We start from the raw sequence: 26,564 nt of genomic DNA on the forward strand, positions 1-26,564 counted from the left end.
ATGCGCAGCGCCACGATCACCCGCAAAACTGCGGAAACAGACATTAGCGTCGACATCACCCTCGACGGCACAGGGGCCTATGACAATGAAACCGGCGTCGGCTTCTTTGATCACATGCTCGATCAACTGGCGCGCCACTCGCTGATCGACATGAAAATCCGCTGTTCCGGCGATCTGCACATTGATGACCACCACACCGTCGAAGACGTCGGCATCGCTCTTGGTCAGGCGCTCTCACAGGCGCTTGGCGACAAGAAAGGTATCCGCCGCTATGGCAGCTGCCTCTTGCCGATGGATGACGCGCTGGTGCGTGCGGCGCTTGATCTGTCCGCCCGTCCCTATCTGGTGTGGACGCTCGATTTGCCGACCGCCAAAATTGGCACATTCGACACCGAATTGGTGCGTGAGTTCTTTCAGGCGTTCAGCACCCATGGCGGCATCACCCTGCATGTCGATCAACTGCATGGGCTGAATTCGCACCACATCGCCGAAGCCGCGTTCAAGGCCGTCGCCCGCGCCCTGCGTGATGCGGTCGAAACCGACCCGCGCAAAGCCGATGCAATCCCTTCGACCAAGGGCGCGCTCTGATCGGCTCCCGCTCCGGGCTTACCCCGGAGCCTCTCCCCCTGCCCTTCCCTCACGGCGACGAAAGAGACCAGACCCATGATTACCGCAATCGTTGACTACGAATCCGGCAATCTGCATTCGGCGGAAAAAGCGTTTCAACGTATGGCCGCCGAAACCGATGCCGGCCAGGTGCGCGTCACATCCGACCCCGACGTGATCCGCTCGGCCGACCGCATCGTTTTGCCCGGCGATGGCGCCTTCCCGGCCTGCCGTGCCGCCCTGTTCGATCATCGCGGCGTATTCGAGGCGATCGAAGAAGCGGTCATCACAGGCGGCAAACCCTTTCTCGGCATTTGCATCGGCATGCAAATGATGGCCACGCGCGGCTTGGAATACAGCGAAACGCCCGGCTTTGGCTGGATCGCAGGCGATGTCGACAAAATCACGCCCGCTGACGGCGCGCTCAAGGTGCCGCATATGGGGTGGAACGATCTGGTGATCGAGCATCCTCACCCGGTGTTTGATGGGGTCGAAACCGGCCAACACGCCTATTTCGTGCATTCCTATCACTTCAAAGTGGCCGACCCGGCACATCGCCTCGCCTATGTCGATTACGCCGGTGAAATCACCGCCATCGTCGGGCGCGACAACCTGTTGGGAATGCAATTCCACCCCGAGAAAAGTCAGCAAACCGGCTTGCAGCTGATTGCCAATTTCCTGCGCTGGACGCCTTAACCACGGCCTGACTACTTCAGCCGCGTCCAGACCTGCGACTGGCACAGCTTTTTGACACAGCCTTTGACCGTCATCTTGTTGCCCGCAACGTGGAACACACCATCCACTGTCGCCTTAAGCTGGCTCACCAACATACGCCCGCTATAGTCGCCGCCACCTGTCGGCTTCACATCCCAGATCACGCGCTTGCCGACGTTCTGGGTGATAACGTCTTTACCGGACTTGTCGAATGCCTTGATCACCGTGCCGCACAGGCTCGCACCACAGGGCGCCAGCTTCACGTGACCCACCTGCCCCTTCTTGTCCGGCCCGGTCAGCCACAGCCCTTCGGCCTTGTCCGCCATCACGGGCGATGCCAGCACGGTCAGGAAAAGCCCCGACACCGTAACCGCACGCAATCTGGTGATAAAATCCGCCATCGCATCCTCGACAAAAATGGCCCGCCCGAACCATTCGTTCGGACGGGCAGATTTTATCGTGATTTCGGTCGTTCAGCTATTGCCGGTTTTGCATGGCTCGCAAACCGGCATGTCCCTGCCGAATAGCGCGCTTACTTGAGCCGCGTCCATGTCTGGCTCGAACACAGCAAGCCCCCCGCGACACAGCCCTTAAGCTTGAGCTTGTTGCCACTGACCTGCATCTTGCCGGTGTAAATCTTGTCGTTGGACGGGCGCCACACCTTGCCCGCGTAATAGCCACCGCCCTCGGGCTTCATGCTCCGGACCAACTGCTTGCCCTTGTTGGGCGAGTTGTATTCGCCACTGTTATTGAATGTCTTCGCGATAATGCCACAGACGTTGGACCCGCATTTGCTCATCTTGATATGCGCGTAAGAGCCGTCATCGACCTCGGTCTTCCACATGCCGACCGCCGGGTCCGCCATCGCCGCGCCCGCGCTCATCATTCCAACGGCTGCCAGTATCATGATCTTTTTCATCGTGAACTCTCCTCCCTGAGAATAGCTTCCACTCTGCCCCCTCTCTCGGCTTCCGATCAAGCCTGTCTTAGGGTCAAGTTGCATTTCCCGCGCCCCCGTGCCAAATGGCACCAGCCGTGTTTTGAAGGGAAAACAAGCATGATCCTCTACCCCGCGATTGACCTCAAAGACGGCCGCGCCGTGCGCCTTGTGCATGGCGAAATGGAGCGCGAGACTGTGTTCAACGAAAACCCCGCCGCACAGGCGCTGGAGTTTGTGAAGGCCGGCTGTGAATGGCTGCACCTTGTCGATCTCAACGGCGCTTTCGCAGGTGAGCCGGTGAATGCCGCGCCCGTCGAAGCCATCCTCGCCCAAACCAATGTGCCGGCCCAGCTGGGCGGCGGCATCCGCGATATGGCCACCATCGAACGCTGGATCACCCGCGGCCTCGCCCGCGTGATCCTTGGGACTGTCGCTGTCGAAAACCCCACCCTCGTGCGCGACGCCGCGCGTGAATTCCCCGGCAAGGTTGCCGTCGGCATCGACGCCCGCCACGGCAAAGTCGCCACCAAAGGCTGGGCCGAGGAAACAGACGTAGACGCCACCGACCTCGCCAAAAGCTTCGAAGACGCGGGCGTCGCGGCCATCATCTATACCGACATCCTGCGCGACGGCGCGATGAAAGGCCCCAATATCGAGGCAACAGCCGCGCTCGCCAACGCTGTCTCGATCCCGGTGATCGCCTCTGGCGGCGTATCATCTCTTGACGACCTCAAGGCGCTTAAATCCTGCGGCGCAACGCTCAACGGCGCCATCTCGGGCCGTGCGCTCTATGACGGCGCGATCAATCTGCAAGAGGCGCTGGCGATACTGGCTTAACCGCCCGCCGCCTTCGCCGTCAGCTTGCCCAAGGCGCCGCGCATCTTGGCAATATAGCCCGCATCGTCGTCAATCCCGTCGAGATCATCCAACGTCTCGTCGGGGCCTCATACGCAAGCCAGACTTTGCCATCCGCATCGGCGTAAACCAACACCTTCAGCGGCAGGTAAAGCCCCGCCAACGGGTTATCCTGCATCGCAGGCGTGCCCAGCTTGGGGTTGCCAAAGATCAGCAACTCGGACGCCGCAATCTCCATTCCCACGCTCTTTGCGCCGCCCGCATGATCGACGCGGGCAAACACTGTCGCCCCCGCGCCGGTGACAGCCTCCTGCAGACGATCCATCGTCTCCGCCACGCTTGTGCCTTGCGACTGCACGCGCATGATGTCATCCGCCGCCACCGCTTGAGGCAGCACAGCCGCTCCCATCGTCATCGCCGCCGCCAAAGCCAAAACCGTCTTTTTCATCGCCAATCTCCTGAGTTGCTTGTCACCTGACAGCATCGCGCATCAACCGCGCCAACCCCACAAACAATCTCGTGATCATGCGTCGCAGCCGCCATCATGTAAAAACCGCCCCCGCCCAACAGCAGCCGCCAAACACCATCAGCATCAACAGACCAAAGCCGCCCGTTGCCCTGCCGCCCGTTTCTTGCCATAGAGACGCGAGCTTGCACAATCAGGGCCGCACCATGCTGAAAACCCGTATCATCCCTTGCCTCGACGTGGCCGATGGCCGTGTGGTCAAGGGCGTGAATTTCGTTGATCTGGTGGATGCGGGCGACCCCGTCGAATCCGCCCGTGCCTATGACGCCGCCGGCGCTGATGAACTCTGTTTTCTCGACATTCACGCCACCCATGAAAACCGTGGCGTGATGATGGATGTTGTCACCCGAACAGCAGAGCAATGCTATATCCCGCTCACCGTTGGCGGCGGCGTGCGCACCGCAACCGACGTGCGCAACCTGCTGCTGGCTGGCGCCGACAAGGTCAGCTTCAACTCCGCCGCCGTTGCCAACCCAGATGTCGTGGCCGACGCCGCCGATCAATTCGGCTCGCAATGCATTGTCGTTGCGATTGACGCCAAAACCGTCAGCCCCGGCAAATGGGAGATTTTCACCCACGGCGGGCGCAAATCCACTGGCATCGACGCGGTTGAATTCGCCAAAACCGTCACCGCAAAAGGCGCCGGCGAAATCCTCCTCACCTCGATGGATCGTGACGGCACCCGCGCGGGCTTCAACCTGCCGCTCACCCGCGCCATTTCGGACGCGGTCGATATCCCCGTGATCGCCTCCGGCGGCGTCGGCACACTCGACCACCTCGTTGATGGCGTCACCAAAGGCGGCGCCTCCGCCGTCCTCGCCGCCTCGATCTTTCACTTTGGTGACTACACAATTGGCGAGGCCAAAGCCTATATGGCCCAAGCCGGCATCCCGATGAGGCTGACATGACACTGGAAGAGCTCGAACAGATTATCGCCACCCGCGCCACCGCCTCCCCTGAGGACAGCTGGACCGCGAAACTACTCGCCAAAGGCCCAGAGAAAGTGGCCGAGAAATTCGGCGAAGAATCCATCGAAGCGATCATCGAAGCGGTCAAAGGCGATTCTGTCCGCCTGACGTCCGAGGCGGCAGATGTACTCTTTCACCTGCTGGTCATGCTGAAATCACGCGACGTGTCGCTGGCTCAGGTGATGACAGAACTCGCCCGCCGACAGAACCAATCCGGCCTCGCCGAAAAAGCCGCACGCCCCTCCTGAAACACGGCCACCCCTGCGGGACGGCGGGTGGGGCGCCTTTGCGACAAGCAAACAGCGTCACCCGCCGGTTGTCGCCTCAGAGTTTCGAGGAAATCACCCCGGTGTTGAACCCGCCCATGCGCAGCTCGCCAAACAGGCGTTGATATTCAATTTTGGGACAGCGGTTCATAATCACATCCACGCCCCGCGCCCGCGCAACCTCTGCCGCGCCCGCGTGCTCGACCCCAATCTGCATCCAGATGATCTTGAGGTCGGGAAACGCCTCCAGCGCCTCATCCACGACCGGCGGCACATGTTCGGAGCGTCGGAAAATGTCGACCATATCCACCGGCTCATCAATCTCGCCAAAGGTGCCGCGCACCGTCTCGCCCAGCAACTCTTTGCCCGCGTGAACCGGGTTCACCGGAATCACCCGATAGCCCTTAAGCGCCAGATACCGCGCTACATAAAAACTCGGGCGCACTTCGTTCGTCGACACACCCACCACCGCGATGGTCTTGGTGCCCGACAGGATATCGCGCAAATGCGCGTCTGAATATTCTTCGCTCATACCCCCTCCTTACCCCCCTTCACGGAAAAAAAAGCGCCCGGAGCAAAGCCGGGCGCAAGTCACGGAACGAGGGACAGTGAAGAGAAAGACAGGAGTTCCGTGCCTGCCTTCCTGAGTATCATGTAGAGCCTCAACTCAACTTATGAAGAGGATGTAAGAATATTGTGAAGATCGGGTTAACGCGCGCTTTTCCGCTCATTTGTCCAAAATGCCGGGCCAATGCGCGTCAGCGCGTTTGATATTGCCCGGTATGTCCTCGCTCCATTGGCCGCGCACCACAGTCGAGTAATTGAGGTAAAGCTTGCCCTCATACACCGTCCACGCGTCCGGCGCGGTCTTGGCAATCGCGCCATGCGCCATCGCAAACGCACAATAGCCGCCATACTGCGGCGCATAGGCCTTGGGCGTGTTGGCAAACATCTCGCGTGTCTCGGCGCTCGAAAACAACCACCACGCACCGTTCCAGTCCAACGCATGTTGATCGCTGCCCGCCAGATGGGTTTGCTTGGTGAAGTAAGCGACCGGATCATATCCGTTGATCGCAATGCCCTTGTTGGCAAAGACCGGTGCCGTGGCGGCGCGCGCAACATGGCTGCCAAGAGCTGCCAATGGCAGGGTCGCAGCGGTGACAAGAAGATGACGACGGGTCAGCATGAGGAAGGCTCCTGTTTAAATGCCCCCCAAGACTGCGCAGTCGTTTGCCCGAAGCAAAGCCCCTCAACGGTGATGTGATGGCGCGTGTGCACAGAACCGCGCGGCCACGCTACCTCGGCCTCACCCTACCTTGGTAACGACGCATAGAGCGCCACCGCCGCAGCATTTGACACATTCAACGACCCAAACGCCCCGGCATAGTCGATCTTGACCAGCGAATCGCAGGTCTCGCGCGTTTTCTGACGCAGCCCCGGCCCCTCGGCCCCAAGAACCAGCGCCACAGGTCGGTCCGCCACGCCCTCGATCGCCGCCTCAATACTCTGCTCCGCTTCGCCGTCCAGCCCCAGCACGAGATAGCCCATCGCCTTCAACTCGACCATCGCATCGGACAGGTTGCGCACCCGCAGATAAGGCTGCCGTTCAAGCGCCCCGCTCGCCGTTTTTGCCAATGCACCGGTCTCGGGCGCACTATGATGGCGCGGCGCAATCACCGCACAGGCCCCAAACACCTCGGCCGAGCGTAAAATCGCCCCCACGTTATGCGGATCCGTCACCCGATCCAGCAGCAACACCCGCGGCACCCGCTCAGGAACACCAACACAGCGCTCCGGCAGGCTGCCCCAGTTCAGCGGCTTAACCTCAAGCGCGGCCCCCTGATGCACCGATTGCGCCTCAAGCGGTGCAGCAAATCTGCGCGGGTCCGACATCTCCGGCTCGATTCCCCCCTGCGCAATTGCATCACTCAGCTTGTCAGCGGCGTTTTTGGTCACCACCAGCCGCAGTTTTTGCCGCTCCGGGTTCATCAACGCATCACGCACCGCATGCAGCCCAAAAAGCCACACAGTCTCCGCCGCCTCCTTGCGCCGCGCTTTTTCCTTGTCGATCACCCAGGTTGGCTTCTTCATCACTGCTCCAATCGGGCCCCACATGTCTTCTCGGGCCGCCGTTTCCGCGCCCGCCGCATAACACGGGATTTTCCTGTTGACGACCCTGAGTGCGCACAGTAATCACCCCGACACAGTGGGCGACAGGCCGCAAGGTGTGGCAGGGGACTGTAACTCCCTCGCGGAGACGCACGCCTGGTTCGATTCCAGGGTCGCCCACCACTTTACTCAACATACTGCTTTTTATGGCCGTGAGCTGCTACACCGCACCTCACACTGGCCATATTCGATACGAATGACGTGATTTCGTTACTGTCCGTCGCCACGGTGTCAAGCATCGCCAATGACCGTTTTCGACAAGGAACTGACTCGAAGGTCTTTAGCGCCAAAGCGACAAGGGACACCTTGTGCGATGTTTTTCCAATCGCTTAGCCGTTTTTCCCCGGTGAGAATGATACGCATCGCTTTGATCATGAGAAAGTTGATCGGCCATCAATTCCTGCGCCATTCCGCGAGGCGACACTTGAGTTGGTGAGCAGGTTCATAGGTTGATACCTGCCCGTGGCACAGGCTTGCTTCCTTTCAAAAACCCACCAAGAAGCAGCTTTCACAAAACCTCGAAATTTCTTACATAGCCGTAAGAAAGCCAAGTAGCATTTGGGCATGAACCTATAGGACCATCAAACCGCAGGTGTCGCAGTATGGCTGACAAACTTCGTGTATGGCGTTAATTTCCAACTCTTGCCATACTAGGATCAAGCCGAACTACTTTACAATGAGGATAGATTTCAGGTGTTCGCTCGTTTAAGTCTGATATCAACACATGGCGTGATTCCGCGCTCACTAAAGGTTGCCGCCGTCGTTGGCACTGCGCTAAATCTTATCAACCAATATGACGCAATTTTTGGTGATAGTAGCTTTAGCCTGCTAAAGGCGGGTCTGACATACTGTGTGCCCTTTTGCGTCGCTACATATGGCGCGGTGATGGCGATGGACGTAACGGAGACTTGAGATGCGAGACAATGGTCTGATCAAAATCGGAGATCTGGCGCGGAGCAGTAATCTGAGCGAACGGTCGCTGCGGCATTACGAAGAACTGGGCATCATCACCCCCACCCGAACAAAAGGTGGCACTCGCGCATACTCCGAGCATGATGTTGAAGTTGCGAAACTCGTCCAACGCATGCGTGACATTGGGATCTCCCTCGACCAGATATCGTCAATTGCAACAGCAAGGGCCGATCATGAAACGGGGGCGAAATCTGCCAAGGCCGTGCGTCAGCAACTGTCTAAACTGTCCGAAAACCTGATGAAAATGGCACGTATGGCCATCGAACTGGAAAGCGAAGTCACCGAGGTCATTATGGCCGTGGATGAGTGCCTGTCTTGTGAAAACAAGGCCTCGAGCACAGGATGTCCGACCTGCCCGATGAATGAGGTGTCGAAAGAGTCTTCTTTGGCAGACCTCATCTGGCGGGACTAAGTCGCCAGACCACTTATTCTGCTACGGCAAAAGGGATCGTTTTGCGCGAGCGAACCTGAAAGGGAGACATCCCGTATTCATCCCGAAATGCCTTGGACAGCGAATTTGATGAAGAAAACCCGGTTGCCAGTGCGACCTCCAAAACATCCAACGGGGTCTCCTCGACAAGAGTGCGGGCCCGCTTTAAGCGCAGGTTTTTGTAGAATTTTGCAGGCGTCGCCCCCATGTTTGCTTTGAAAATCCGCTCAAGCTGACGGGTCGAAACGGCGATGCTTTCCGCTATGTCGCTTATCGCCAAAGGCTCTTCTATGGCGTGTTCCATAAGTTTGATGGCCTGACTGAGTTTGCTGTCAAAACGCGGATAGACATTTGCGACTGAATGCGGTTGATCGGCACGAGAGTTCCGTATGGCTGGCAGAACAAGCCGATTGCCAACCTCGGTGATTTCCCAAGAGCTCAGAACATCGGCCAGCAATTCAATGACAAGCTCGGATGTTGAGCCAGCCCCCGCTGACGTAATTATATTCCCGCTCCGCTCGGACAAACGATTGGTAATCTCACACCGGCACCCGCTCTCGCGGAGCATAGCGTGATCGCTCCAATGGGTCGTGACGGTAGAATTTTCGGGTTTGTTCGTTTTGATGTACGCGGTGGCCGCAGAAGACAAAAGCACCACGACACGGCCATCACGGACCATACTGCGCGTCCGGGGCATCCATTCCTGTGGCAGCGGGCCGCTGCCACCAACCACGATCATATGATCAGACAATTTGTGGTCGGCGATAGCAGGTGCTGCACGAATGATCTGTCCCCCCGCTCCTGTTACAAAACCTGGAGTGCTTGAGACAAAGCTCCACTGGCATAAAGGTTCTTCGACAACGCTGTTGATCACCTGAAGCGTATGCGTAATTGCTGACACCTCAAAATCCGAAAAACCGTTTTGCACATAAATTTCAAAGCTCAGCTGTGTCGGGAAATTGGCGCCAGCTAACGCGCGATACTCTTGTGAATTGGTGGCTATCATAAAGACATCGAACCTCACATTATCGGGGGCAGCTAAGTGACTTAAAGGCACGTCCCACCAATGGCCAACTCACCTCAAATGGCTCGTCCAATTGGTATTTCGAGCGGTCAATTTGTGGCAGCGGACTGCCTGCCTCTCTCGCCGACCTCGTTGCACTCAACTCACCGATATGCCGATCAAGATCATCGTAACTCATCTTTTTCTGCATTCTCGCCGCGGGTAAAACTATGGGCCGCCCATTGAAATCCAGATCGCTGTATCCACTCACGACCCAATCTCGTTCGGGCTCCCAATATTTTTCCAATGCCCGAAAGACTGGGGCGTATGTCTCTGCCACCGCGTCTGGCAATTGTAACTCACCCCATGCAAGGGCAACAAACACACCGCCTTGGCGCAAGATGCGACTGGCTTCGTTCAAATGGCCCTCGACATCGAAATGGTGAAGCGCCTGCATAGAAATCACCAAGTCCACCGAATGATCTTCAAACGGAAGGGTCTCGGCCGAGGCAGTTAAATAAGCGTAGCCCGCCTTTTTTGCGGCACGCATAGCCCCGCGTGGAGGCGCAATGTCAGTCGCCGTAACACTATGGAACCGCGGTGCGAGAAAGGCGGAGATCTCTGCCGCACCCGCACCGCACTCCACGCAATGAACTTGCGCATCGCATTGAGAGGTGAGCCAACCGATAAGATCGGCTGGCCCAAGATTTACCATCGGCCTCATGACTGTCAGCCGACAGATTCCAAGAACTTGGCGAGCTCGCCATCATGCATGGTGTGCGAAAGGTCGGGGTTCGGGAATTGCCCACCACTGGCAGCATTGTAATAGGCTGCGTAGGCTTTCTCCATTTCGCCCCACACATCCCCAAACACTTCGCGCTTTGGCGGAATCGGAAAGACCGAACAACCGATGATGTCGCTGGAGACGTGGAAAATACCGTGCGCGTATGGACCCGATCCAAGGCTGGCAACCGCGACGGGCAGATTTTCGTAACAGTATTTTGTCAACTCGACCGACGTATGCTCAAACAACGCCGCAAAGATGCCTGCATCAATCGAGGCATGCACAAGCTCCAGAATGGCCTTGGCATCTTCTGCCGTTCGCCCGGCAGGTGCGTGGCCAGAGTTCATCACAGCCCGCTCGCCCTGCACGCCAAAGTGCCCGACAACGGGAATACCCGCGGCCACAATCGCACGAATATGTTCGACCGTGCCCATTGAGGGTTCAATGTGAACCCCGTCTGCGCCCAACTTCACAACCTTAGCCGCGTTACGAACGGATTCTTCGATCGAGATGCTGGCGGTCGTGTTTGGCATGTTACAAATAATGAAAGGTGACGTTGCCCCCCGCAGAACGCCTTCAAGCATGTAAAGCTGTTCTTCAAAATCTACGGTAGCCATAGATTTGTGCCCCATCAGGCCCATCGGCCCGGGCTGCCACAGCACAAAAGATCCATCCCTAGGTTCTCTGCCATGATCGCACTTGGCGTGTCGTGGCATTCCATGCCGATGATACGCTCTCCCTTTTGAACCTTTTCGGCCAGATGCTTCAGGCGCGTTTTCCTACGTTTAGCCATGTCTTCCTCCCAGAATTAATTGACCGCGACCTCCCGTCGCACATTCATTACCTCACATGAATGTTAGATAATCAACAAAAACTTTCGGCTAACGCTCAATTATTGGGCTGACTATCTGATTTAAATGTTAAATTTTCTGCAGGGGATGCAATTGCTGTTCAAACTCAATACCCTCAGGATTTTCTCATGAAAGCAGCCGCCAAGTTCGGCTTTCTTAAGATGGAATTTCACCCCAAAACCCACATGGAGCTGACTGGCGGATCACAGCAGCCAAACAGTAAACCGCTTTGCGCGCTCTGCGCCTTGCAGGGCCTTCTGCCCGTTGCACGACCCAAAACCGAACTTTCAAACACGAACCCTTGAAGAAAGGCGCCGCCGCGCCCTACGCTGCGTATTGAAAAAACGCATTGGATGGTTCCGCAGACATGAAATGGAAAGAAGCCTACGCAACAGGCGACGCGCTCGTCGACAAACAGCATAAATCGCTTTTTGCCTTCTCCGAAGAGTTCCGCGAGGTGCTCGACCACGCCAATGGCGACAAAACCTATGATCTTTTTCTAGAATTCCTGAACGAATACGCCGAAGTCCATTTCAGCTTTGAAGACAGCTGCATGATGGCCCACCGCTGCCCCATCGCCGACAGGAATCGCAAAGAACACGGCTCTTTCCGGCGGCTGATCGAAACCGAACAGCACGCCTATACCGCTGACGGGTTTGACCGCGCACGCGCTTATGCTCTGCTCGACCAGATCGACCATTGGCTCGACAGCCACATCGCCCGCATCGACGTGCAGCTCAAAGACAGCATCGCCGCAGGGCGGCAATGCTGAAATATGAACCCGACCGCCTTACGGCATAAGGATTTGCTTGCGCTCAAAGCTGGCAGTGTCGCGCGTCAGGTCATCATAGATGATCTCGACCGTCACCGCGCCGATGCTCTGCAATTGGTGCACTTCGTAAATCTTGGCATCCGCCTGAATGGCATTGGGTGCATTGGTGTCGATCTGGCACGGCGGCAAAGGCCAGTCTTTCATCGGCGCGCCATTGATCGAATATTTCACCCCGACCAGACCACAGCGCCAAGACAAAAGATGCGTGAAATAGATCAGATCATTGCCGTCATATTCACGCACGGCCACCCAATTGCCCTTGGTCGCCCCCATGATGGGTTTGATCTCAACCGCAGTGGTGAACTTGCCGGTCGGCACCTGTGGCTCGGCGACATAGCCGCCCGCGACTTGTGCGCTTGGTGCGGGATCTGGCGTTGCGACCTGCGGTGCTGGCGTCGTGGCTTGGGGCGCGGGCTTCGCGGTTTCGTCCGTTCCGGCAAAGAACCCGCCACCATCATCACCGCCATCGTCGCCGCCCCCATCGCCGCCAACATCATCCCCGCTCGCAGGCGGCTGAACCACAGCGCCCGTCACCGCCGGAGGTTGTGTCACCACAGCACCATCGTCGCCCGCCTTGGGGGGCTCGGCGACCACCACGCCACCACTCGACACCGGCGGCGCCTTGTCACTCGGCCCGGCGCCACCCGCCGCGCCAATTCCCATAGCGATCATGATGAAAAAATTGTCCAGCATTGCAAATTCCTTTCGGCCATCTTCTTTGTCTCAAAATCTGTAAACGGCCCTTTGTTGCCGGGCGCGACCCCTCTATAGTACCGCATGAGCAGACAGGGGCAGGTATGATAATGGCCGCAAAGGCAGATAAAAGCCAATCCTTCAACATCGTGGTTGTCGGGCAAAATGGACGACTGCAATACGAGGCGCTGCTTTTCGCAGCCTCTCTGCGCCACTATAGCCCCGGTTTCAAAGGCCGCCTCTTCATCGCCGAGCCCCAGCCCGGCCCGAAATGGTCGCGCGATCCGCGCATCGGCAACGGCGATGTGATCGAAGCCCTCGACGCCCTCGATGCCGAGATTTTACCGTTTGAAAGCGCCCACTTCGGCGAAAGCTACCCTTATGGCAACAAGATCGAAGCCCTCAGCGCCCTCCCCGAGGGCGAACCCTTTGTGTTCTTTGACAGTGATACGTTAATCACCGGCGATCTCACCTCGGTTCCGTTTGACTTTGCGCGCCCGTCGGCCTCCCTGCGGCGCGAAGGCACGTGGCCCAAACAAGAGCTTTACGGCCCCGGCTATTCCGCCACATGGAAATCGCTCTACGACAAATTCGGCCTCGATTTCACAAGCTCGCTCGACCTTTCTCAACCCGATGAATTTTGGCGGCGCTACCTCTATTTCAACGCCGGGTTCTTCTTTTACAAATGCCCAAAGCTATTTGGCGACCGTTTCCTCGAATACGCCCTCGCCATCCGCGATGACGCGCCCGAAGAACTGGTCTGCCAAGAGCTTGATCCATGGCTGGATCAGGTCGCCCTCCCCCTCGTGATCCACGCCTTGGGCGGCGGGCGTGACACCCTGCCCGATGGGATGCTCGACGGCGCGATCTCCTGTCACTATCGGCTCTTCCCGCTGCTTTACGCGCGCGAAGGCGATCACGTAGTCACCGCCCTTGAAACCGTCGCCGCCCCCAACAAGCTCAAGAAAGTGCTCAAGCAATACGAGCCGATCAAGCGGATGGTCTATCAAAGCCGGGGTCAGAAAGTCCGCGCCATGTTCGACCAAAACGACCTCCCCCGCCGGGAACAGGCGATCCGCAACCGGATCAAGAAGGCAGGCTTCTGGATGCGCTGACCGGATCAGCCCCGTTTGGCGCGGAACATTCTCCCAATCCTGAACCGCCCTGTGAAACAGATTCCCTTCCCGCACTCAGGGAGTTGTGAGCGCAGCGCAATTCGCCTACGACTCGCGCAACGCATTCAAACGGGAGGGCCAATCACATGGCATACGGCTTCGATACACTGCAAATCCACGCGGGCGCACGCCCCGATCCGGCAACCGGCGCACGCCAGACACCGATCTATCAGACCACAGGCTACGTGTTCCGCGACGCCGATCACGCCGCGGCACTCTTTAACCTGCAAGAAGTCGGCTTCATCTATTCCCGCCTGACCAACCCCACCGTGGCCGTGCTTCAAGAACGTATCGCCACGCTCGAAGGCGGTCAGGGCGCGGTCTGCTGCTCCTCCGGCCACGCGGCGCAAATCATGGCTCTGTTCCCGCTGATGCAGCCGGGCTGCAATGTTGTTGCCTCGACCCGCCTCTATGGCGGCACGGTCACGCAGTTCAGCCAGACAATCAAACGCTTCGGCTGGTCCGCGAAATTCGTCGACTTCGACGATACCGAAGCTGTCAAAGCCGCAATCGACGAGAACACCCGCGCGGTGTTCTGCGAATCCATCGCCAATCCGGGCGGCTATATCACCGACATCCCGGCCATCGCCGCGATTTCCGACGCCGCGCAGATCCCGCTGATCGTGGATAACACCTCGGCGACGCCTTATCTCTGCAACCCGATTGCCCTCGGCGCGACGCTGGTGGTGCATTCCACCACCAAATACCTCACCGGCAATGGCACGGTCACCGGCGGCTGCATCGTTGATTCCGGCAATTTCGACTGGACCGCATCGGGCAAATTCCCATCGCTGTCCGAGCCTGAGCCCGCCTATCACGGCCTCAAGTTCCACGAAACCTTCGGCCCGCTCGCCTTTACCTTCCACGGCATTGCCATCGGCCTGCGCGACCTTGGCATGACGATGAACCCGCAAGCGGCGCATTACACGCTCATGGGCATCGAAACGCTCAGCCTGCGGATGGAGCGCCACGTCGAAAACGCGCGCAAAGTGGCGGAATGGCTCGAAAACGATGACCGGATCGAAGCGGTCACCTATGCCGGCCTGCCCTCCTCGCCCTATTACTCGCGGATCGAAACGGTTTGCCCCAAAGGCGCCGGCGCGCTCTTCACGGTCAAGCTCAAGGGCGGCTATGACGCCTGCGTCAAGCTGGTCGACAGCCTCGAGCTGTTCTCCCATGTGGCCAACCTTGGCGACACGCGCTCGCTGATCATCCACTCCGCCTCGACCACCCACCGCCAGCTTTCTGCCGAACAACAGGAAGCCGCCGGTGCAGGCGCCAGCGTGGTGCGTATCTCGATCGGTATCGAAAACGCCGAAGACCTGATCGCCGATCTGGACCAAGGCCTCAGCAAAGCAGGCGCCTGAACAGCAAGCGCCTCAGCCATCCAATACGGATGAGCGAAAAAACGCTCCACATCGCCCGGCACCCCACAGGTGTCGGGCTTTTTATTGACCTGACCACGCTCTCCCCCCTATCACCCTATCAGGCTCGCTTCTTTGGCCCGCTTCTTTTGGCCCATTTCGGGAAACCCCTTTGCGCCGGCGGTTTGCTGCGGTAAAATTAACTATCGGTGGGATGAACTCCCATCACGTTTGAAAGAGTGCTAATTCCCCGGCGATGAAACCAAATTTTGCACTTTCGCTCTCGTTTGAGGGCATCGGCCTTCTCCATAGGGCCTTCCCCGGTTGGAACCGGGTGGGTGAGGTTGAGCTGGATTCGCCCGATCTCCCCGGCGCATTGGCCGTTCTTCGCGAGACCGCGTTGCAAATCAACGGTCAGGATCTCGCCTCGAAACTGGTGATTCCAAATGAGCAGATCAAATACATCACGCTCGATCTTGGTCTGGTTGACGAGGCCCAGCGCACCGAGGCGATTTTAAAAGCACTCGATGGCGCCACCCCCTATCCCGTTGATCATTTGGCCTATGACTGGTCGGTCGAAGGCGACAAAACCCAAATCGCCGCCGTCGCTCGTGAAACCCTTGAAGAGGCTGAAAAATTCGCCGACGACCATGGGTTCGGCCCGGTCTGTTTCGTCGCCATTCCGCCGCAGGACGTGTTCTCTGGCGAGCCGTTTTTTGGCCCCACCGCCTATGCCGCAACATTGCTTGGCGATGCCAGCGACGTTCAACGCGACATGGCCCCGATCCGTGTCACCGGCGTGGTACGCCTGCCCGATCCCGGCGACGAAGCCGCAATCGCTGCGGCCCCCGTGGCCGACGCCGCGCCAGACGTGACTGCCGAAGCGCCAACAGCCACGCCTCCTGAGCCAGAGCAAGCCCCCGCGCCCGAGCAGACCCCCGCCGATGTCTCCACCGAAACGCCTACCGACGCCGCCGCCGAACCGCCGGAGTCTGAGGCCGAGGTTGAGCTGCGCCCGAGGTCGAGGTTGAACCCGAATTGGACCAGCCCCCTTGGAGTCGTCAGACCAACTGGCAGACGCCTTGCCTGAGCCTGAAGCACAGCCTGAGCCTGAAGCACAGCCTGAGCCTGAGCCATACGTTGCAGCAGCCCCCGAACCCGCACCGGACCCAATCCCCCACCCCGACTCCGACCCGGTTCAAGAGGCCGCCGCAGCGTCCGAACCTGCAACAGAAGTCGATGCCGCGCCAAGCCTAGACACCGAAGCCGAAACCGAAGCCGAACTCGCCGGCGACCCGCAAACCGAAACGCAAGACGAGAGCGAAGACAGCGGCGAACCCGATCTGCCGGAGGCTCCAGCCGTCTCCGTTCTGTCCGACACGCTGCCCGGCCTTGATGACGACGACGCCGCGGCCCTCTCCTCCGCGGCCCGCTTCACCCCTGTGCTGACAGCCGCCGACACCGAACAAGAAAGCGACGTTGAACCCGCCTTCTCCACCATCCGTGCCGCACATGATGACACACCTTCCGCCGCGCCCTCGCTCAGCGGTGTAAGCCGCACAGATACCCCTGCGGCAACGATCCCGCCCGCTCCGGCATTCGACGCGCCCGACGATACTTGGCCCGACGACAAATGGCCCGACAGCACGTGGGAAGAGCCCGCCGCCCCGATGATCGAGGCCACGCCCGAGACCTACGACGCGCCCGACCCGTCCGAGCATTACACCCCGGATGACGACGCAAGCTCGGCCTATGGCGAAACGGCTTATGACACAGCCGACAACGAGCCGCCGCTAGCCGACCCCACGCTCGATACCGAACCGCGCGAGAAAACCCTGTCGTTCTTCAGCCGTCGTAGCGGCGAAATGGCCTCTGGCCTCGCTGGCAGCCTGCGTGGCACCCTCGCCAACCGCAAGGCCCGCCGCGCCGAAGCCGCCGCTTTGGACCAGCAAACCGCTGATCTCCCAGAGCAATCAGAACAAACAGGCGCCGAATTCAGATCCGAAGCCGAGCGTATGACCGTTTTCGGCGCGCGTCAGTCCGCCCGTGGCAGCGCCGCGGTTGGTGGCAAGCCGCGCTACCTCGGCCTTGTGCTCACCGCGATCCTGCTGATGTTCCTCGCGGGCGTCGCGGCTTGGGCCTCGATCTTTATGGATGACGGGCTCGCCCGCCTCTTTGGCCCGCGCGACACCGAAGTTGCCGTGCTGCCGCCCAACGCCCCGGACGAGATGCGCGTCGAAGGCGCCGAAGCGATGGTGCCCACCGCGCCCCAGCCGCTGACGACCCGGCAAACCGCCGCGCTCGATCCCAAGAACATGCCGACGACCACCACCGTCTCGCCCGTGGCCAAGCCGACGCTGCCTCATGCGCTCACCGCAAAAGAAGCCCAGGCGCGCTATGCGGTGACCGGCGTCTGGCAACGCGCCCCCCAAGCGCCGCAACTGCCCGATCAACTCTCGCTTGATGATCTCTACCTCACTTCAATCGACCCCGGCATCAATGCCCAGGACGCGGTCGCCCTGCCCGCCGCCGCCCTGCTCGATAGCGACATTGCGCTGCCACGTTCCCCGATCACCGCCAAACCCGGTGCGCGCTTTGTGTTTGACGATCGCGGCCTTGTTGTCGCCAGCGCCGCTGGCACGCTCAGCCCCGAAGGCTTCCTCGTCTTTGCCGGGCGTCCACCCAACACCCCCAACACCCTGCCCCAGCGCGCCGAAACACCGGATACGACCGCCAACAACACCGCCGAACAAGCCCGCCTCGCCGCGCGCCGTCCGAAATCCCGCCCCGAAGGGCTGATCGAAGAGAACGAGCGCAGCAATCTCGGCGGGCTGACCCGCAGCGAACTCGCCAACATCCGCCCCAAACTGCGCCCCGCTTCGGCGCAACAACGCGCCGCCGAGCTTCAGGCCCAAGCCAAGGCCGAAGCCGAAGCCGAAGCCGCCAAGCAAGCCGCCGCCGATCAGGCCGCCGTGGAAAAGGCCGTGGCCGATGCCTCCGCCGCCACGATCCCCTTCCAAAACGCCACGGCACAGGCCGTCACGACCTCGCGCAAACCCAAATCGCGGCCTCGGGGTTCTCCTCCATCGTCAAACGCGCCCAAAAGGCGCAAAGCAGCGATACCGGCAGCGTGACCAAAGTCGCCGCCGCCGTGCCGCGCAGCCAGAAAACCGCGCCGCGCATCCCCTCGAAATCCTCGGTCGCCAAGGCCGCGACCGTCCGCAATCAGCTCAACCTGCGCAAGGTCAACCTCATCGGCGTTTACGGCAAACCCTCGTCGCGCCGCGCCCTCGTGCGCCTCGCCAATGGCCGCTATAAAAAGGTCAAAGTCGGAGACCGGATCGACGGCGGGCGCATCTCCTCAATCGGCGACGGCGAATTGCGCTACACCAAAAGCGGGCGCAACGTGATCCTGAAAATGCCTCGCGGCTGAACTGAAAAACCCGGCAGCGCCGCTGCGCCACCGGGTCTTCCTCATGGTCTCATCGCTTTAACGCTAGCAAAGCGGCGCGTTATTCAGCCGCTTCAATCTCGCCATTGTCGATCTGCTCCTGTTCGATCGATTCAAACAGCGCCTTAAAGTTGCCCTCACCGAACCCGTCATCGCCTTTGCGCTGGATGAATTCGAAAAAGATCGGCCCGATCACGGTTTTCGAGAAGATTTGCAGCAAGATGCGGGTTTCCCCGCCGCCCAGCACACCCTCACCGTCGATCAGGATACCGTGCTTCATCATCCGCTCGACCGGCTCTTCGTGGTCCTTCACCCGCTCGAACGACATGTCGTAATAAGCCTTCGGCGGCCCCGGCATAAACTTGACGCCACGCTCGGCAATCGCATCGGTGCTGTCATACAGGTTCTCGGACCCGACCGCGATGTGCTGGATCCCCTCGCCGTTGTATTTCTTGAGATAAGCCACGATCTGCCCGGTCTCGCCGCGATCTTCGTTGATCGGAATACGGATCTTGCCACAGGGCGAGGTCAGCGCGCGGCTGAACAGCCCGGTAAACTTGCCCTGAATGTCAAAGAAACGGATTTCTTTAAAGTTGAACAGGTTGCCGTAAAACCCGAACCACTTGTCCATGTTCCCCTTGAACACATTATGCGTCAGATGGTCGAGGTAATAGAACCCAACCCCATCAGGGTGCGCATTGCTCAGCCATTCGAACTCGGCGTTATAGGCCGAGGTGTCAAAGTAATCTTCGATGAAATAGATCAGGCTGTCACCGATGCCGTAAATCGCCGGCACATCCATGCTCTTGCCGTCGCCCTCATAGGAGCGCGCGCCCATCTTTACCGCATGGTCATGCGCATGTTTGGCGTCGACCACCCGCCAGCCCATCGCCGGGGCACAGGGGCCGTGTTCTTCGATAAACGCCGCCGCATGGCTGTTGGGCTCCATGTTGATCAAATAGCTGACGTCACCTTGCTGCCAAAGCTCGATCTGGCGGGTCTTGTGGTTGGCAACATGGGCGAACCCCATGTTCGAGAACGCCTGTCTCAGCTTCTCTGGCTCCGGGTGGGCGAATTCGACAAACTCGAACCCGTCGGTTCCGGCGGGGTTTTCCTCGGAAATCGTCGCGCGGGGGGCATCATGTGGGAACGGTCCCATGGGCATCTCCTCTTGTCCTGTGCTGGTGATCACTTTACGCGCTATGCTGCGGGGTTTTGGCGCATTATTGGGCCTCTCCCGCTGGATTTTTGCGGAGATTGCGCATATACATCCGAAAAAACGCGGAAAACACGCATATGCTCGACGAAATCGATTCCCGCCTGCTAGCGGCGCTACAGAAAAACGCCCATCTCACCGCGCAGGAGCTTGGCGAGATGCTCAACCTCTCGCCAAGTCAGGCAGGCCGCCGCCGTCAGCGGCTTGAAACCTCCGGCATCGTCCAAGGCTACCGCGCCCGGCTTGATCCGCTAAAACTCGGCCTCGCGGTGCAGGCGTTTGTCCAGATCCAGTTGATCACCCACAATCCCGAGCAAGCCCGCAGCTTCAACCGCCTGATCGAAACCCGACCCGAAGTGATCAGCGGCTGGGCGCTGACAGGGGATGCGGATTTGTTACTTCGCATCTATACCGAAGACCTCGCCGGGCTGAACCGCCTGATTCACGAGGCCCTGCTGCCCCACCCCGCCGTCAGCAGGGTCCACAGTCAGATCGTCATGGATCAGGTCAAACCCGACGCTGTTTTGCCGGTGTAAGGAGCGCACGCCACAATGGATGGCTTTCTGTTTCAGGCCACGATCTATCTCGCCGCCGCCGTGATCGCGGTCCCGATTTCCGCGCGGCTCGGCTTTGGCTCGGTGCTGGGCTACCTCGCTGCGGGCATCCTGATCGGACAAATCCCCGGCATCGGCTCGGAAACGCAGGGCCTTCAACATTTTGCCGAATTCGGCGTGGTGATGATGCTGTTCCTGATCGGGCTAGAGCTGGAACCAAACGCGCTCTGGAACATGCGCCACCGGCTGATCGGGCTGGGCGGGTTACAGGTGGTCGGAACGGGGGTGGCGATCGCCCTGCTGGCGATGGCGCTCGGCCTTGATTTACAGGGCGCAATTGCCATCGGCATGATCCTCTCCCTGTCCTCGACCGCGATCGTGCTGCAAACCCTGTCCGAGAAGGGGCTGATGCAAACCCACGGCGGGCGCTCGTCCTTTTCCGTGCTGCTGACGCAGGACATTGCCGTCATCCCGATGCTCGCCATCCTGCCGCTGCTGGCCGTCGCCGCGCCGGTGACCCTCAAACCCGATGGGTCGCTCGAACTGGCCAGCGAACACGCCCACCACGGCCCCTCCCTTGTCGAAGGGCTGCCCGGTTGGGGCGTCACGCTCGTCACCATCGGCATGGTCGCCGCGATCATCCTTGCGGGCATCTACCTCACCCGCCCGGTGTTTCGCTTTATCCACGCCGCCCGCCTGCGCGAGATGTATACCGCGCTGGCGCTCCTCATCGTGATCGGCATTTCCTTTGGCATGACGCTCGTGGGCCTCTCGCCCGCGCTCGGCGCTTTCCTCGCCGGGGTGGTGCTTGCCAACTCCGAATTCCGTCATGAGCTTGAAAGCGATCTGCAACCGTTCAAAGGTCTGCTGCTCGGCCTCTTTTTCATCACCGTTGGCGCGGGGATCGACTTTGTTGCCTTCCTCAGCCGTCCGGCCAACATCCTCGGGCTGACCCTCTCGCTCATCCTGATCAAGGGCAGCCTGCTCTACCTGATCGGGCGCATCTTTGGCCTGCGCAAACGCGACCTCTGGCTGTTTACCCTGTCGCTGGCACAGGCCGGTGAATTCGGCTTTGTGCTGATCTCCTTCTCGCTGCAACAGGGCGTCATCCTGCCCAACCTTGGGGAAAAACTGCTGCTCATCGTGGCGATGTCGATGCTTGCGACCCCGCTGCTTTTCATCGCTTATGAGTTTCTGTCAAAACGCAGCAAATCCACCGCCGATGACCTCCCCGCAGACGAGATCGACGACCAAGGGCCGGTGATCATCGCCGGGATTGGCCGCTTTGGTCAAACTGTCAACCGGCTGGTCCGCTCCAGCGGGCTGAAAACCGTGGTGCTGGATCACGACCTCAACACGATCCAGACGCTGCGCAAATTCGGCTACAAGGGCTTCTTCGGCGACCCCACGCGCCCCGACCTTTTGCACGCCGCCGGCCTGCGCGATGCGCGCATCCTTGTCGTCGCGCTGGATGATCCAGAGGCCGCCGTGCGCCTCGTCACCTTCGCGCGCCGCGAACGCCCCGACCTGCACATCATCGCCCGCGGACGCGACCGCAACCACGTCTTTCGCCTGTTCCACGCCGGCGCCAATGACATCGTGCGCGAGATGTTTGACAGCTCCCTGCGCGCCGGGCGCTATGTGCTGGAAAACTCCGGCCTCACCGAATACGAGGCCGCCGTCTCGGAACAGGCCTTCTATGCCCACGACCGTCAGGCCCTGCTTGATCTGGCCGAGGTTTGGGGACCCCAACATTCCCAGCCTGCAGAACAAGGCCTATATCGACAAGCTGCGCGCGCTGGAGAAGGAGCTTGAAATCAACCTCGCCAACCTGATCGAGGCCCGCAGCGAAGAGGCAAAAACCGAAGAGGGGTAAGCCCGCCCTCTTACGCCCAGCCGCCTCACGCCCTGCCCCTTCACGCCCCGCCAGTAAGGCGCAGCAATTCCCCCTCGGGCAGTTCCAACAGCGCGAGCAAACGGGTCACCCGAGCGCGGCACATCGCGCCGGCCCACTGCTGCCCCATCAATGCTTCCGCCGCCGCGCCGTGGCGCAACACCAGCCGCCGCCACTGGTGCAACGCCACCAGCCGCAGAACGGCCCGCGCCATCACCCCTTCGGGCGGCTCAACCTTCAGCGCCGCGTCCAACGCCGGAAGCAACGCGCCATAGGCCGCGCTCAATTCTTCATCAACCAAGGCGCTCTTGACCCACCCCGGCATCGCCCCCGGCTCTGCGGCCCACGCCAAGACCCCCTCCGGGACATCCGCGGTAACGTCTGCCAACAATCCGGTGCGCGGGCTGATCGGCAGCAATTCAGGGTGATCCACGGCCTGCAACGCTTCGGCATTTTGCGCCACCACGATCAGCCATTTCTTTGGCAGCTCCGGCGCCGCGCCATAAACCCGGTGAAACACCGATTTGGTCAGCGTCCGCCCGTGATCGCTCAACCCATAAAGCGATGTGCGCCCTTCGCGCTCGGACACCAGCCAGCCATCGCGCCGCAGCCGGTGAATCGCCACGCGAAGCGCCTCCGGCTTCAGCCCCATAGGCTCGGTCAACTGCGTCAGAGCGGGCCCCGACACCCGCGCCCCCTTCTCCGCCGCCAAATCGCCAAGAATGGTCACGATCAACGACCACGCCTTGATCTGCCCACAGGCCATAAGCTGCTCCAGAACGGCTTGATAAGGCAAAGGTTTTGCTTCTTTCATGCCGCCTATCATAGCAAGTTTACGGCCCTGCGGGTAGAGTGGCGTGCTTAAAACGCGTTCATCGTCAAAAGCTCGTATTCCGCCACCTTGTCACCGTCCTGATTGCTCAGCGTCACATGCCAGCGCACCTCGCCATACTCGGCATTGCGCGGGGTTTTCGCCTTAACAGTCAATCGCACGGCAATCGTGTCACCGGCCTCAACCGGCTTCATGAACCGCAGATTATCAAGGCCCGTGTTGGCCAAAACCGGCCCCTCGTTGGGCTCCACAAACATCCCCGCCGCAAAACTCAACAGCAGATACCCATGCGCCACGCGACCGGGGAAAAACGGGTTCCGCTTGGCCGCCGCATCATCCATATGGGCATAGAATGTGTCGCCGGTGAACTGCGCAAACTGCTCGATATCCGCCAGCGTGATTTCGCGCGGCGCGGTGTGCAATGTCTCACCAATCGCCAGCGCGCCAAACTTGCGCGTAAACGGATGCGCCGGCCCCTTCACCTCGCGCGCGCCGGGCACCCATCGCCCGCCAACTGCGCTCAAAATGTCGGGGCTGCCCTGCACGGCGGTGCGCTGCATGTAATGCATCACGCCGCGCACCCCGCCCAGCTCTTCTCCGCCACCGGCGCGCCCCGGCCCGCCATGCACCATATGCGGCATCGGGCTGCCGTGACCGGTGCTTTCGGCCATGCTCTCGGCGTTGTTGATGTAAATCCGTCCGTGCCACGCACCGGCGCCCAGCACCACCTGCCGCGCCACATCCCCGTCGCGCGTAATCAAAGAGGTCACAAGGCTCCCGCCACCGCGATTGACCAACGCAACAGCATGATCCAGATCGCGATACCCCATCACAGTCGACACCGGGCCAAACGCCTCGGTGTCATGCACCCGTTCGGCCTTGTCCGGGTCGGCGCAATGAAACAGCATCGGCGCGATGAACCCGCCCTTGCCGCCCATCGGCAATTCATCCGTGCCATAAACCCGTTCGGCCTCCGCCCCGATCAAACCGGCCTTTTGCAAAACATCGCGCTTCTGGCTCTCCGACACCAACGCCCCCATGCGGGTCGCCTCCTCCCTCGGATCGCCAATCACCACTTTTTCAAGCCGCGCCGAAATCGCTTCAATCACCGGCTGAACCAGCGCCTCGGGCGCAATAATCCGTCGGATCGCGGTGCATTTCTGCCCCGCCTTGGCGGTCATCTCTCGCGTCGCTTCCTTGACGAACAGATCAAATTCCGCGCTCCCCGCCACCACATCCGGCCCAAGGATCGACCCGTTCAAACTGTCCTGCTCGGCGGCAAAGCGCACCGAATTCTGCAAAATCGCCGGCGTGCTGAGCAGCAGCAATGCCGTATCCGCCGAGCCGGTAAAAGCAACAACATCCTGCGCCCCCAAATGGTCCAGCATATCGCCCAAACCACCGGCCACGAATTGCAACGCGCCTTTCGGCAATATCCCACTGTCCAGCATCATGCGCACGCATAACTCGGTCACATAACAGGTCGCCGTCGCCGGTTTCACAATCGCCGGAACCCCGGCCAAAATCGTAGGCGCCAGCTTCTCCAACATCCCCCAAACCGGGAAATTGAACGCATTGATATGTACCGCAACCCCTTGCAACGGCGTGCAAACATGCTGCCCCATAAACGCACCCGTCCGCCCCAGTTGCTCCAGATCACCATCCAGATAAACCTGCGCATCCGGCAATTCCCGCCGCCCTTTTGAGGCATAGACAAACAGCGTCCCGATCCCGCCATCCACGTCGATCATATGGTCGCTCTGCGTCGCGCCGGTCTCAAACGACAGATCATACAGCGCCTGCTTGCGCTCGTTCAGATAAAGCGCCAGCGCCTTCAGCATCTTCGCCCGCTGATGAAAACTCATCGCCCGCAAAGCCGCCCCACCATACGCGCGCGCATGGTCCAACATCGCGCCAGTGTTCAACGCATCATTGCCCGCTTGCGCAATCACCTCCCCGGTGATCGCACTGGCAATCGCCCGCGCCCCACTGCCCGGCGCAACCCAATCGCCCGCCACGAAACTTTCAACACCCTGAACCGTCATCGCCCTCTCCTCCCAAATATTAGCGCGCCCGCCCCTTCATCTGACCGGAAATATCCCGGGCGTCTGGGGCTGGCCCCCAGCATCGCCCATAACGAGATCGCGCAACGCGCCTCTTTTATTGACCAACCGTTCGGTTTATGCAAGACCTACACCATACCGCATAAAATGGAGGGGAGGCCATGAGCGATACAATCCTAGTCAAAGACCATGGAAACTGGGCTGAAATCACGCTGAACCGTGCTGACAAGCTCAATTCCTTCAATTCCGAAATGCACCTCGCCCTGCGCGCCGCGCTCGAATCGTGCCGCGATACCGGCAAACGCGCGGTCCTGCTCACCGGGGCCGGGCGCGGCTTTTGTGCCGGGCAGGATCTCGGTGATCGCGACCCGCGCAAGATGGACGGCCCGCCTGATCTGGGCGCGACCGTGCGCACATATTGGGCCCCGCTTGTGCGCCTGATCCGCGCGCTCGACATGCCGGTCATCTGCGCCGTCAACGGCGTCGCGGCGGGGGCTGGCTCCTCTGTGGCGCTCGCCTGTGACATTGTTCTGGCCAGCGAAAAGGCCAAGTTCATCCAGTCGTTTTCCAAGGTTGGCCTGATCCCCGATACCGGTGGCTCATGGCACCTCACCAAACTCTTGGGCGAAGCCCGCGCCAAAGCGCTCGCCCTCACAGCCGAGCCGCTGATGGCCAGCACCGCCGCGGATTGGGGCCTGATCTGGAAAGCCCTGCCAGAAGATCAACTGATGGACGAAGCCCGCGCCCTCGCCGCCCGTTTCGCCTCCGGCCCCACCTTCGGATACGCCAGCACCAAACGCGCCATCCACGCGGCGGCCACCAACACGTTCGAGGACCACCTCGACCTCGAAGCCGACCTGATGAAAGCTTGCGGCGAAAGCGCCGATTACGCCGAAGGCGTCGGCGCCTTCCTCGACAAACGCGCACCGGAGTTCACTGGCAAATGAGCCTCACTCCGAAACAACGCGCCGAAAAATCCGCGGCCAGCATGTGGGAGAGCGACAACGCCTCCAAATGGGCCGGCTTCGAGATCACCGAAATCGACGAAGGCCGCGCCACGCTCGAACTCACTGTGCAGCCGCATCATTGCAACGGCCACGGCATCTGTCACGGCGGCATCACCTTCATGCTCGCCGACAGCGCCTTTGCCTTCGCCTGCAACAGCCGCAATCAATCGACCGTGGCACAGCATAACACGATCAATTTCATCGCCCCCGGACGCGCCGGTGACCGTCTGCGCGCCACGGCCCGCGAGGTGTCGCTGACCGGCCGCTCCGGCCTTTATGATGTGCGCGTCACCACCCAAACCGGCACCGTCATTGCCGAATTTCGCGGCATGTCCCGTGCGATCAAAGGCACGCTTTTCGACGAAACCTAAGCGGCCCCAAAAGCACACCGGATTACAG

The 26,564-nt window shown here is 60.2% G+C and carries 29 protein-coding genes, 1 tRNA gene and 2 pseudogenes; 18 read left to right on the top strand and 14 right to left on the bottom strand.

Features of this window, described 5'->3' with window-relative positions:
* Together hisB and hisH are read left to right on the top strand one after the other, a co-directional pair.
* The gene (gene hisB / locus N4R57_13380; GenBank protein ID UYV36028.1) at positions 1-588 is read left to right on the top strand and encodes an imidazoleglycerol-phosphate dehydratase HisB; all 588 of its coding nucleotides are present in this window, start codon (positions 1-3) and stop codon (positions 586-588) included.
* Positions 589-663: 75 nt separating this feature from the next.
* On the top strand, positions 664-1,302 hold the full coding sequence (hisH, locus tag N4R57_13385; protein UYV36029.1) for an imidazole glycerol phosphate synthase subunit HisH: 639 nt from the start codon (positions 664-666) through the stop codon (positions 1,300-1,302).
* An 11-nt stretch (positions 1,303-1,313) separates the two neighbouring features.
* Here the strand turns inward: hisH and N4R57_13390 are convergent, their stop codons facing one another.
* Entirely contained in the window at positions 1,314-1,721 is a 408-nt protein-coding gene (locus tag N4R57_13390; protein UYV36030.1) for a DUF2147 domain-containing protein, read from the bottom strand.
* A gap of 131 nt (positions 1,722-1,852) precedes the next feature.
* Positions 1,853-2,239, bottom strand: a complete 387-nt coding sequence (locus N4R57_13395; protein UYV36031.1) for a DUF2147 domain-containing protein — start codon at positions 2,237-2,239, stop codon at positions 1,853-1,855.
* A gap of 138 nt (positions 2,240-2,377) precedes the next feature.
* Between N4R57_13395 and hisA the strand changes: the two genes are divergently transcribed.
* The gene (gene hisA / locus N4R57_13400; protein ID UYV36032.1) at positions 2,378-3,097 is read left to right on the top strand and encodes a 1-(5-phosphoribosyl)-5-[(5-phosphoribosylamino)methylideneamino]imidazole-4-carboxamide isomerase; all 720 of its coding nucleotides are present in this window, start codon (positions 2,378-2,380) and stop codon (positions 3,095-3,097) included.
* On the opposite strand, the pseudogene N4R57_13405 reads toward hisA, so the two are convergent.
* Positions 3,094-3,563, bottom strand: a pseudogene (locus tag N4R57_13405) (DUF302 domain-containing protein). The gene hisA and the pseudogene N4R57_13405 sit on opposite strands and share 4 nt — an antisense overlap.
* Before the next feature lie 224 nt (positions 3,564-3,787).
* Between N4R57_13405 and hisF the strand changes: the two are divergent.
* Positions 3,788-4,549 (top strand): imidazole glycerol phosphate synthase subunit HisF, encoded by a 762-nt coding sequence (hisF, locus tag N4R57_13410; protein ID UYV36033.1) that lies wholly within the window; start codon positions 3,788-3,790, stop codon positions 4,547-4,549.
* Positions 4,546-4,857, top strand: a complete 312-nt coding sequence (locus N4R57_13415) for a phosphoribosyl-ATP diphosphatase (GenBank protein UYV36034.1) — start codon at positions 4,546-4,548, stop codon at positions 4,855-4,857. The genes hisF and N4R57_13415 overlap by 4 nt, the downstream gene beginning before the upstream one ends.
* 76 nt (positions 4,858-4,933) lie before the next feature.
* On the opposite strand, the gene N4R57_13420 is transcribed toward N4R57_13415, so the two are convergent.
* The 3 genes from N4R57_13420 to rlmB all read right to left on the bottom strand — a co-directional run bounded on the left by N4R57_13420 (position 4,934) and on the right by rlmB (position 6,966).
* Positions 4,934-5,407 carry a CoA-binding protein gene (locus N4R57_13420; protein ID UYV36035.1) on the bottom strand — a complete coding sequence of 158 codons (474 nt, stop codon included), beginning with the start codon at positions 5,405-5,407 and terminating at the stop codon, positions 4,934-4,936.
* 195 nt (positions 5,408-5,602) lie between these two features.
* Entirely contained in the window at positions 5,603-6,061 is a 459-nt protein-coding gene (locus N4R57_13425) for a YHS domain protein (GenBank protein ID UYV36036.1), read from the bottom strand.
* A gap of 125 nt (positions 6,062-6,186) precedes the next feature.
* A complete protein-coding gene (gene rlmB, locus N4R57_13430) occupies positions 6,187-6,966 on the bottom strand; it encodes a 23S rRNA (guanosine(2251)-2'-O)-methyltransferase RlmB (GenBank protein ID UYV36037.1) in 780 nt (259 codons plus the stop codon).
* Positions 6,967-7,083: 117 nt separating this feature from the next.
* On the opposite strand from rlmB, the gene N4R57_13435 reads away from it, so the two are divergent.
* Positions 7,084-7,167: transfer RNA gene (locus tag N4R57_13435), tRNA-Tyr, on the top strand.
* Between the two features lie 790 nt (positions 7,168-7,957).
* Entirely contained in the window at positions 7,958-8,428 is a 471-nt protein-coding gene (locus N4R57_13440; protein ID UYV36038.1) for a MerR family transcriptional regulator, read from the top strand.
* 13 nt (positions 8,429-8,441) lie between these two features.
* On the opposite strand, the gene N4R57_13445 is transcribed toward N4R57_13440, so the two are convergent.
* The 4 genes from N4R57_13445 to N4R57_13460 are packed head-to-tail and all read right to left on the bottom strand — an operon-like array spanning position 8,442 to position 11,026.
* Positions 8,442-9,452 carry a helix-turn-helix domain-containing protein gene (locus tag N4R57_13445; GenBank protein ID UYV36039.1) on the bottom strand — a complete coding sequence of 337 codons (1,011 nt, stop codon included), beginning with the start codon at positions 9,450-9,452 and terminating at the stop codon, positions 8,442-8,444.
* Positions 9,453-9,471: 19 nt separating this feature from the next.
* Complete coding sequence (locus N4R57_13450) at positions 9,472-10,164, bottom strand: class I SAM-dependent methyltransferase (protein UYV39581.1); 693 nt, start codon at positions 10,162-10,164, stop codon at positions 9,472-9,474.
* A 14-nt stretch (positions 10,165-10,178) separates the two neighbouring features.
* The gene (locus N4R57_13455; GenBank protein UYV36040.1) at positions 10,179-10,850 is read right to left on the bottom strand and encodes a 3-methyl-2-oxobutanoate hydroxymethyltransferase; all 672 of its coding nucleotides are present in this window, start codon (positions 10,848-10,850) and stop codon (positions 10,179-10,181) included.
* Positions 10,851-10,864: 14 nt separating this feature from the next.
* Positions 10,865-11,026, bottom strand: coding sequence for a hypothetical protein (locus tag N4R57_13460; GenBank protein ID UYV36041.1), 162 nt, complete (start codon positions 11,024-11,026; stop codon positions 10,865-10,867).
* Positions 11,027-11,212: 186 nt separating this feature from the next.
* On the opposite strand from N4R57_13460, the gene N4R57_13465 reads away from it, so the two are divergent.
* Both N4R57_13465 and N4R57_13470 read left to right on the top strand, forming a co-directional pair.
* On the top strand, positions 11,213-11,389 hold the full coding sequence (locus N4R57_13465) for a hypothetical protein (GenBank protein UYV36042.1): 177 nt from the start codon (positions 11,213-11,215) through the stop codon (positions 11,387-11,389).
* 62 nt (positions 11,390-11,451) lie between these two features.
* Complete coding sequence (locus tag N4R57_13470) at positions 11,452-11,856, top strand: hemerythrin domain-containing protein (GenBank protein ID UYV36043.1); 405 nt, start codon at positions 11,452-11,454, stop codon at positions 11,854-11,856.
* 18 nt (positions 11,857-11,874) lie between these two features.
* On the opposite strand, the gene N4R57_13475 is transcribed toward N4R57_13470, so the two are convergent.
* A complete protein-coding gene (locus N4R57_13475; GenBank protein UYV36044.1) occupies positions 11,875-12,609 on the bottom strand; it encodes a hypothetical protein in 735 nt (244 codons plus the stop codon).
* Between the two features lie 110 nt (positions 12,610-12,719).
* On the opposite strand from N4R57_13475, the gene N4R57_13480 reads away from it, so the two are divergent.
* From N4R57_13480 to N4R57_13500, 5 genes are all read left to right on the top strand, one after another.
* A complete protein-coding gene (locus tag N4R57_13480; GenBank protein UYV36045.1) occupies positions 12,720-13,724 on the top strand; it encodes a hypothetical protein in 1,005 nt (334 codons plus the stop codon).
* Between the two features lie 146 nt (positions 13,725-13,870).
* Positions 13,871-15,151 (top strand): O-acetylhomoserine aminocarboxypropyltransferase/cysteine synthase, encoded by a 1,281-nt coding sequence (locus N4R57_13485; protein ID UYV36046.1) that lies wholly within the window; start codon positions 13,871-13,873, stop codon positions 15,149-15,151.
* A gap of 253 nt (positions 15,152-15,404) precedes the next feature.
* Complete coding sequence (locus N4R57_13490; protein ID UYV36047.1) at positions 15,405-16,238, top strand: hypothetical protein; 834 nt, start codon at positions 15,405-15,407, stop codon at positions 16,236-16,238.
* Entirely contained in the window at positions 16,201-18,282 is a 2,082-nt protein-coding gene (locus tag N4R57_13495; GenBank protein UYV36048.1) for a hypothetical protein, read from the top strand. The genes N4R57_13490 and N4R57_13495 overlap by 38 nt, the downstream gene beginning before the upstream one ends.
* The gene (locus N4R57_13500) at positions 18,279-18,581 is read left to right on the top strand and encodes a hypothetical protein (protein ID UYV36049.1); all 303 of its coding nucleotides are present in this window, start codon (positions 18,279-18,281) and stop codon (positions 18,579-18,581) included. Before N4R57_13495 ends, N4R57_13500 begins: the two co-directional genes overlap by 4 nt.
* 79 nt (positions 18,582-18,660) lie before the next feature.
* On the opposite strand, the gene hppD is transcribed toward N4R57_13500, so the two are convergent.
* The gene (hppD, locus tag N4R57_13505; protein UYV36050.1) at positions 18,661-19,758 is read right to left on the bottom strand and encodes a 4-hydroxyphenylpyruvate dioxygenase; all 1,098 of its coding nucleotides are present in this window, start codon (positions 19,756-19,758) and stop codon (positions 18,661-18,663) included.
* Between the two features lie 137 nt (positions 19,759-19,895).
* Between hppD and N4R57_13510 the strand changes: the two genes are divergently transcribed.
* Together N4R57_13510 and N4R57_13515 are read left to right on the top strand one after the other, a co-directional pair.
* Positions 19,896-20,351: an Lrp/AsnC family transcriptional regulator gene (locus N4R57_13510; protein UYV36051.1), complete on the top strand. Its 456-nt coding sequence runs from the start codon at positions 19,896-19,898 to the stop codon at positions 20,349-20,351.
* Positions 20,352-20,366: 15 nt separating this feature from the next.
* Positions 20,367-22,245 (top strand): annotated as a pseudogene (locus N4R57_13515) (monovalent cation:proton antiporter-2 (CPA2) family protein).
* 40 nt (positions 22,246-22,285) lie between these two features.
* Here the strand turns inward: N4R57_13515 and N4R57_13520 are convergent.
* Both N4R57_13520 and paaZ read right to left on the bottom strand, forming a co-directional pair.
* The gene (locus tag N4R57_13520; protein ID UYV36052.1) at positions 22,286-23,077 is read right to left on the bottom strand and encodes a PaaX family transcriptional regulator; all 792 of its coding nucleotides are present in this window, start codon (positions 23,075-23,077) and stop codon (positions 22,286-22,288) included.
* A gap of 47 nt (positions 23,078-23,124) precedes the next feature.
* Positions 23,125-25,140: a phenylacetic acid degradation bifunctional protein PaaZ gene (paaZ, locus tag N4R57_13525; GenBank protein ID UYV36053.1), complete on the bottom strand. Its 2,016-nt coding sequence runs from the start codon at positions 25,138-25,140 to the stop codon at positions 23,125-23,127.
* A 179-nt stretch (positions 25,141-25,319) separates the two neighbouring features.
* Between paaZ and paaG the strand changes: the two genes are divergently transcribed.
* Together paaG and paaI are read left to right on the top strand one after the other, a co-directional pair.
* Positions 25,320-26,105 carry a 2-(1,2-epoxy-1,2-dihydrophenyl)acetyl-CoA isomerase PaaG gene (gene paaG, locus N4R57_13530; GenBank protein UYV36054.1) on the top strand — a complete coding sequence of 262 codons (786 nt, stop codon included), beginning with the start codon at positions 25,320-25,322 and terminating at the stop codon, positions 26,103-26,105.
* The gene (paaI, locus tag N4R57_13535) at positions 26,102-26,536 is read left to right on the top strand and encodes a hydroxyphenylacetyl-CoA thioesterase PaaI (GenBank protein UYV36055.1); all 435 of its coding nucleotides are present in this window, start codon (positions 26,102-26,104) and stop codon (positions 26,534-26,536) included. The genes paaG and paaI overlap by 4 nt, the downstream gene beginning before the upstream one ends.
* Positions 26,537-26,564 lie beyond the last annotated feature (28 nt).

The sequence above is a fragment of the Rhodobacteraceae bacterium D3-12 genome, from assembly GCA_025916135.1.
Classification (GTDB): Bacteria; Pseudomonadota; Alphaproteobacteria; order Rhodobacterales; family Rhodobacteraceae; genus JAKGBX01.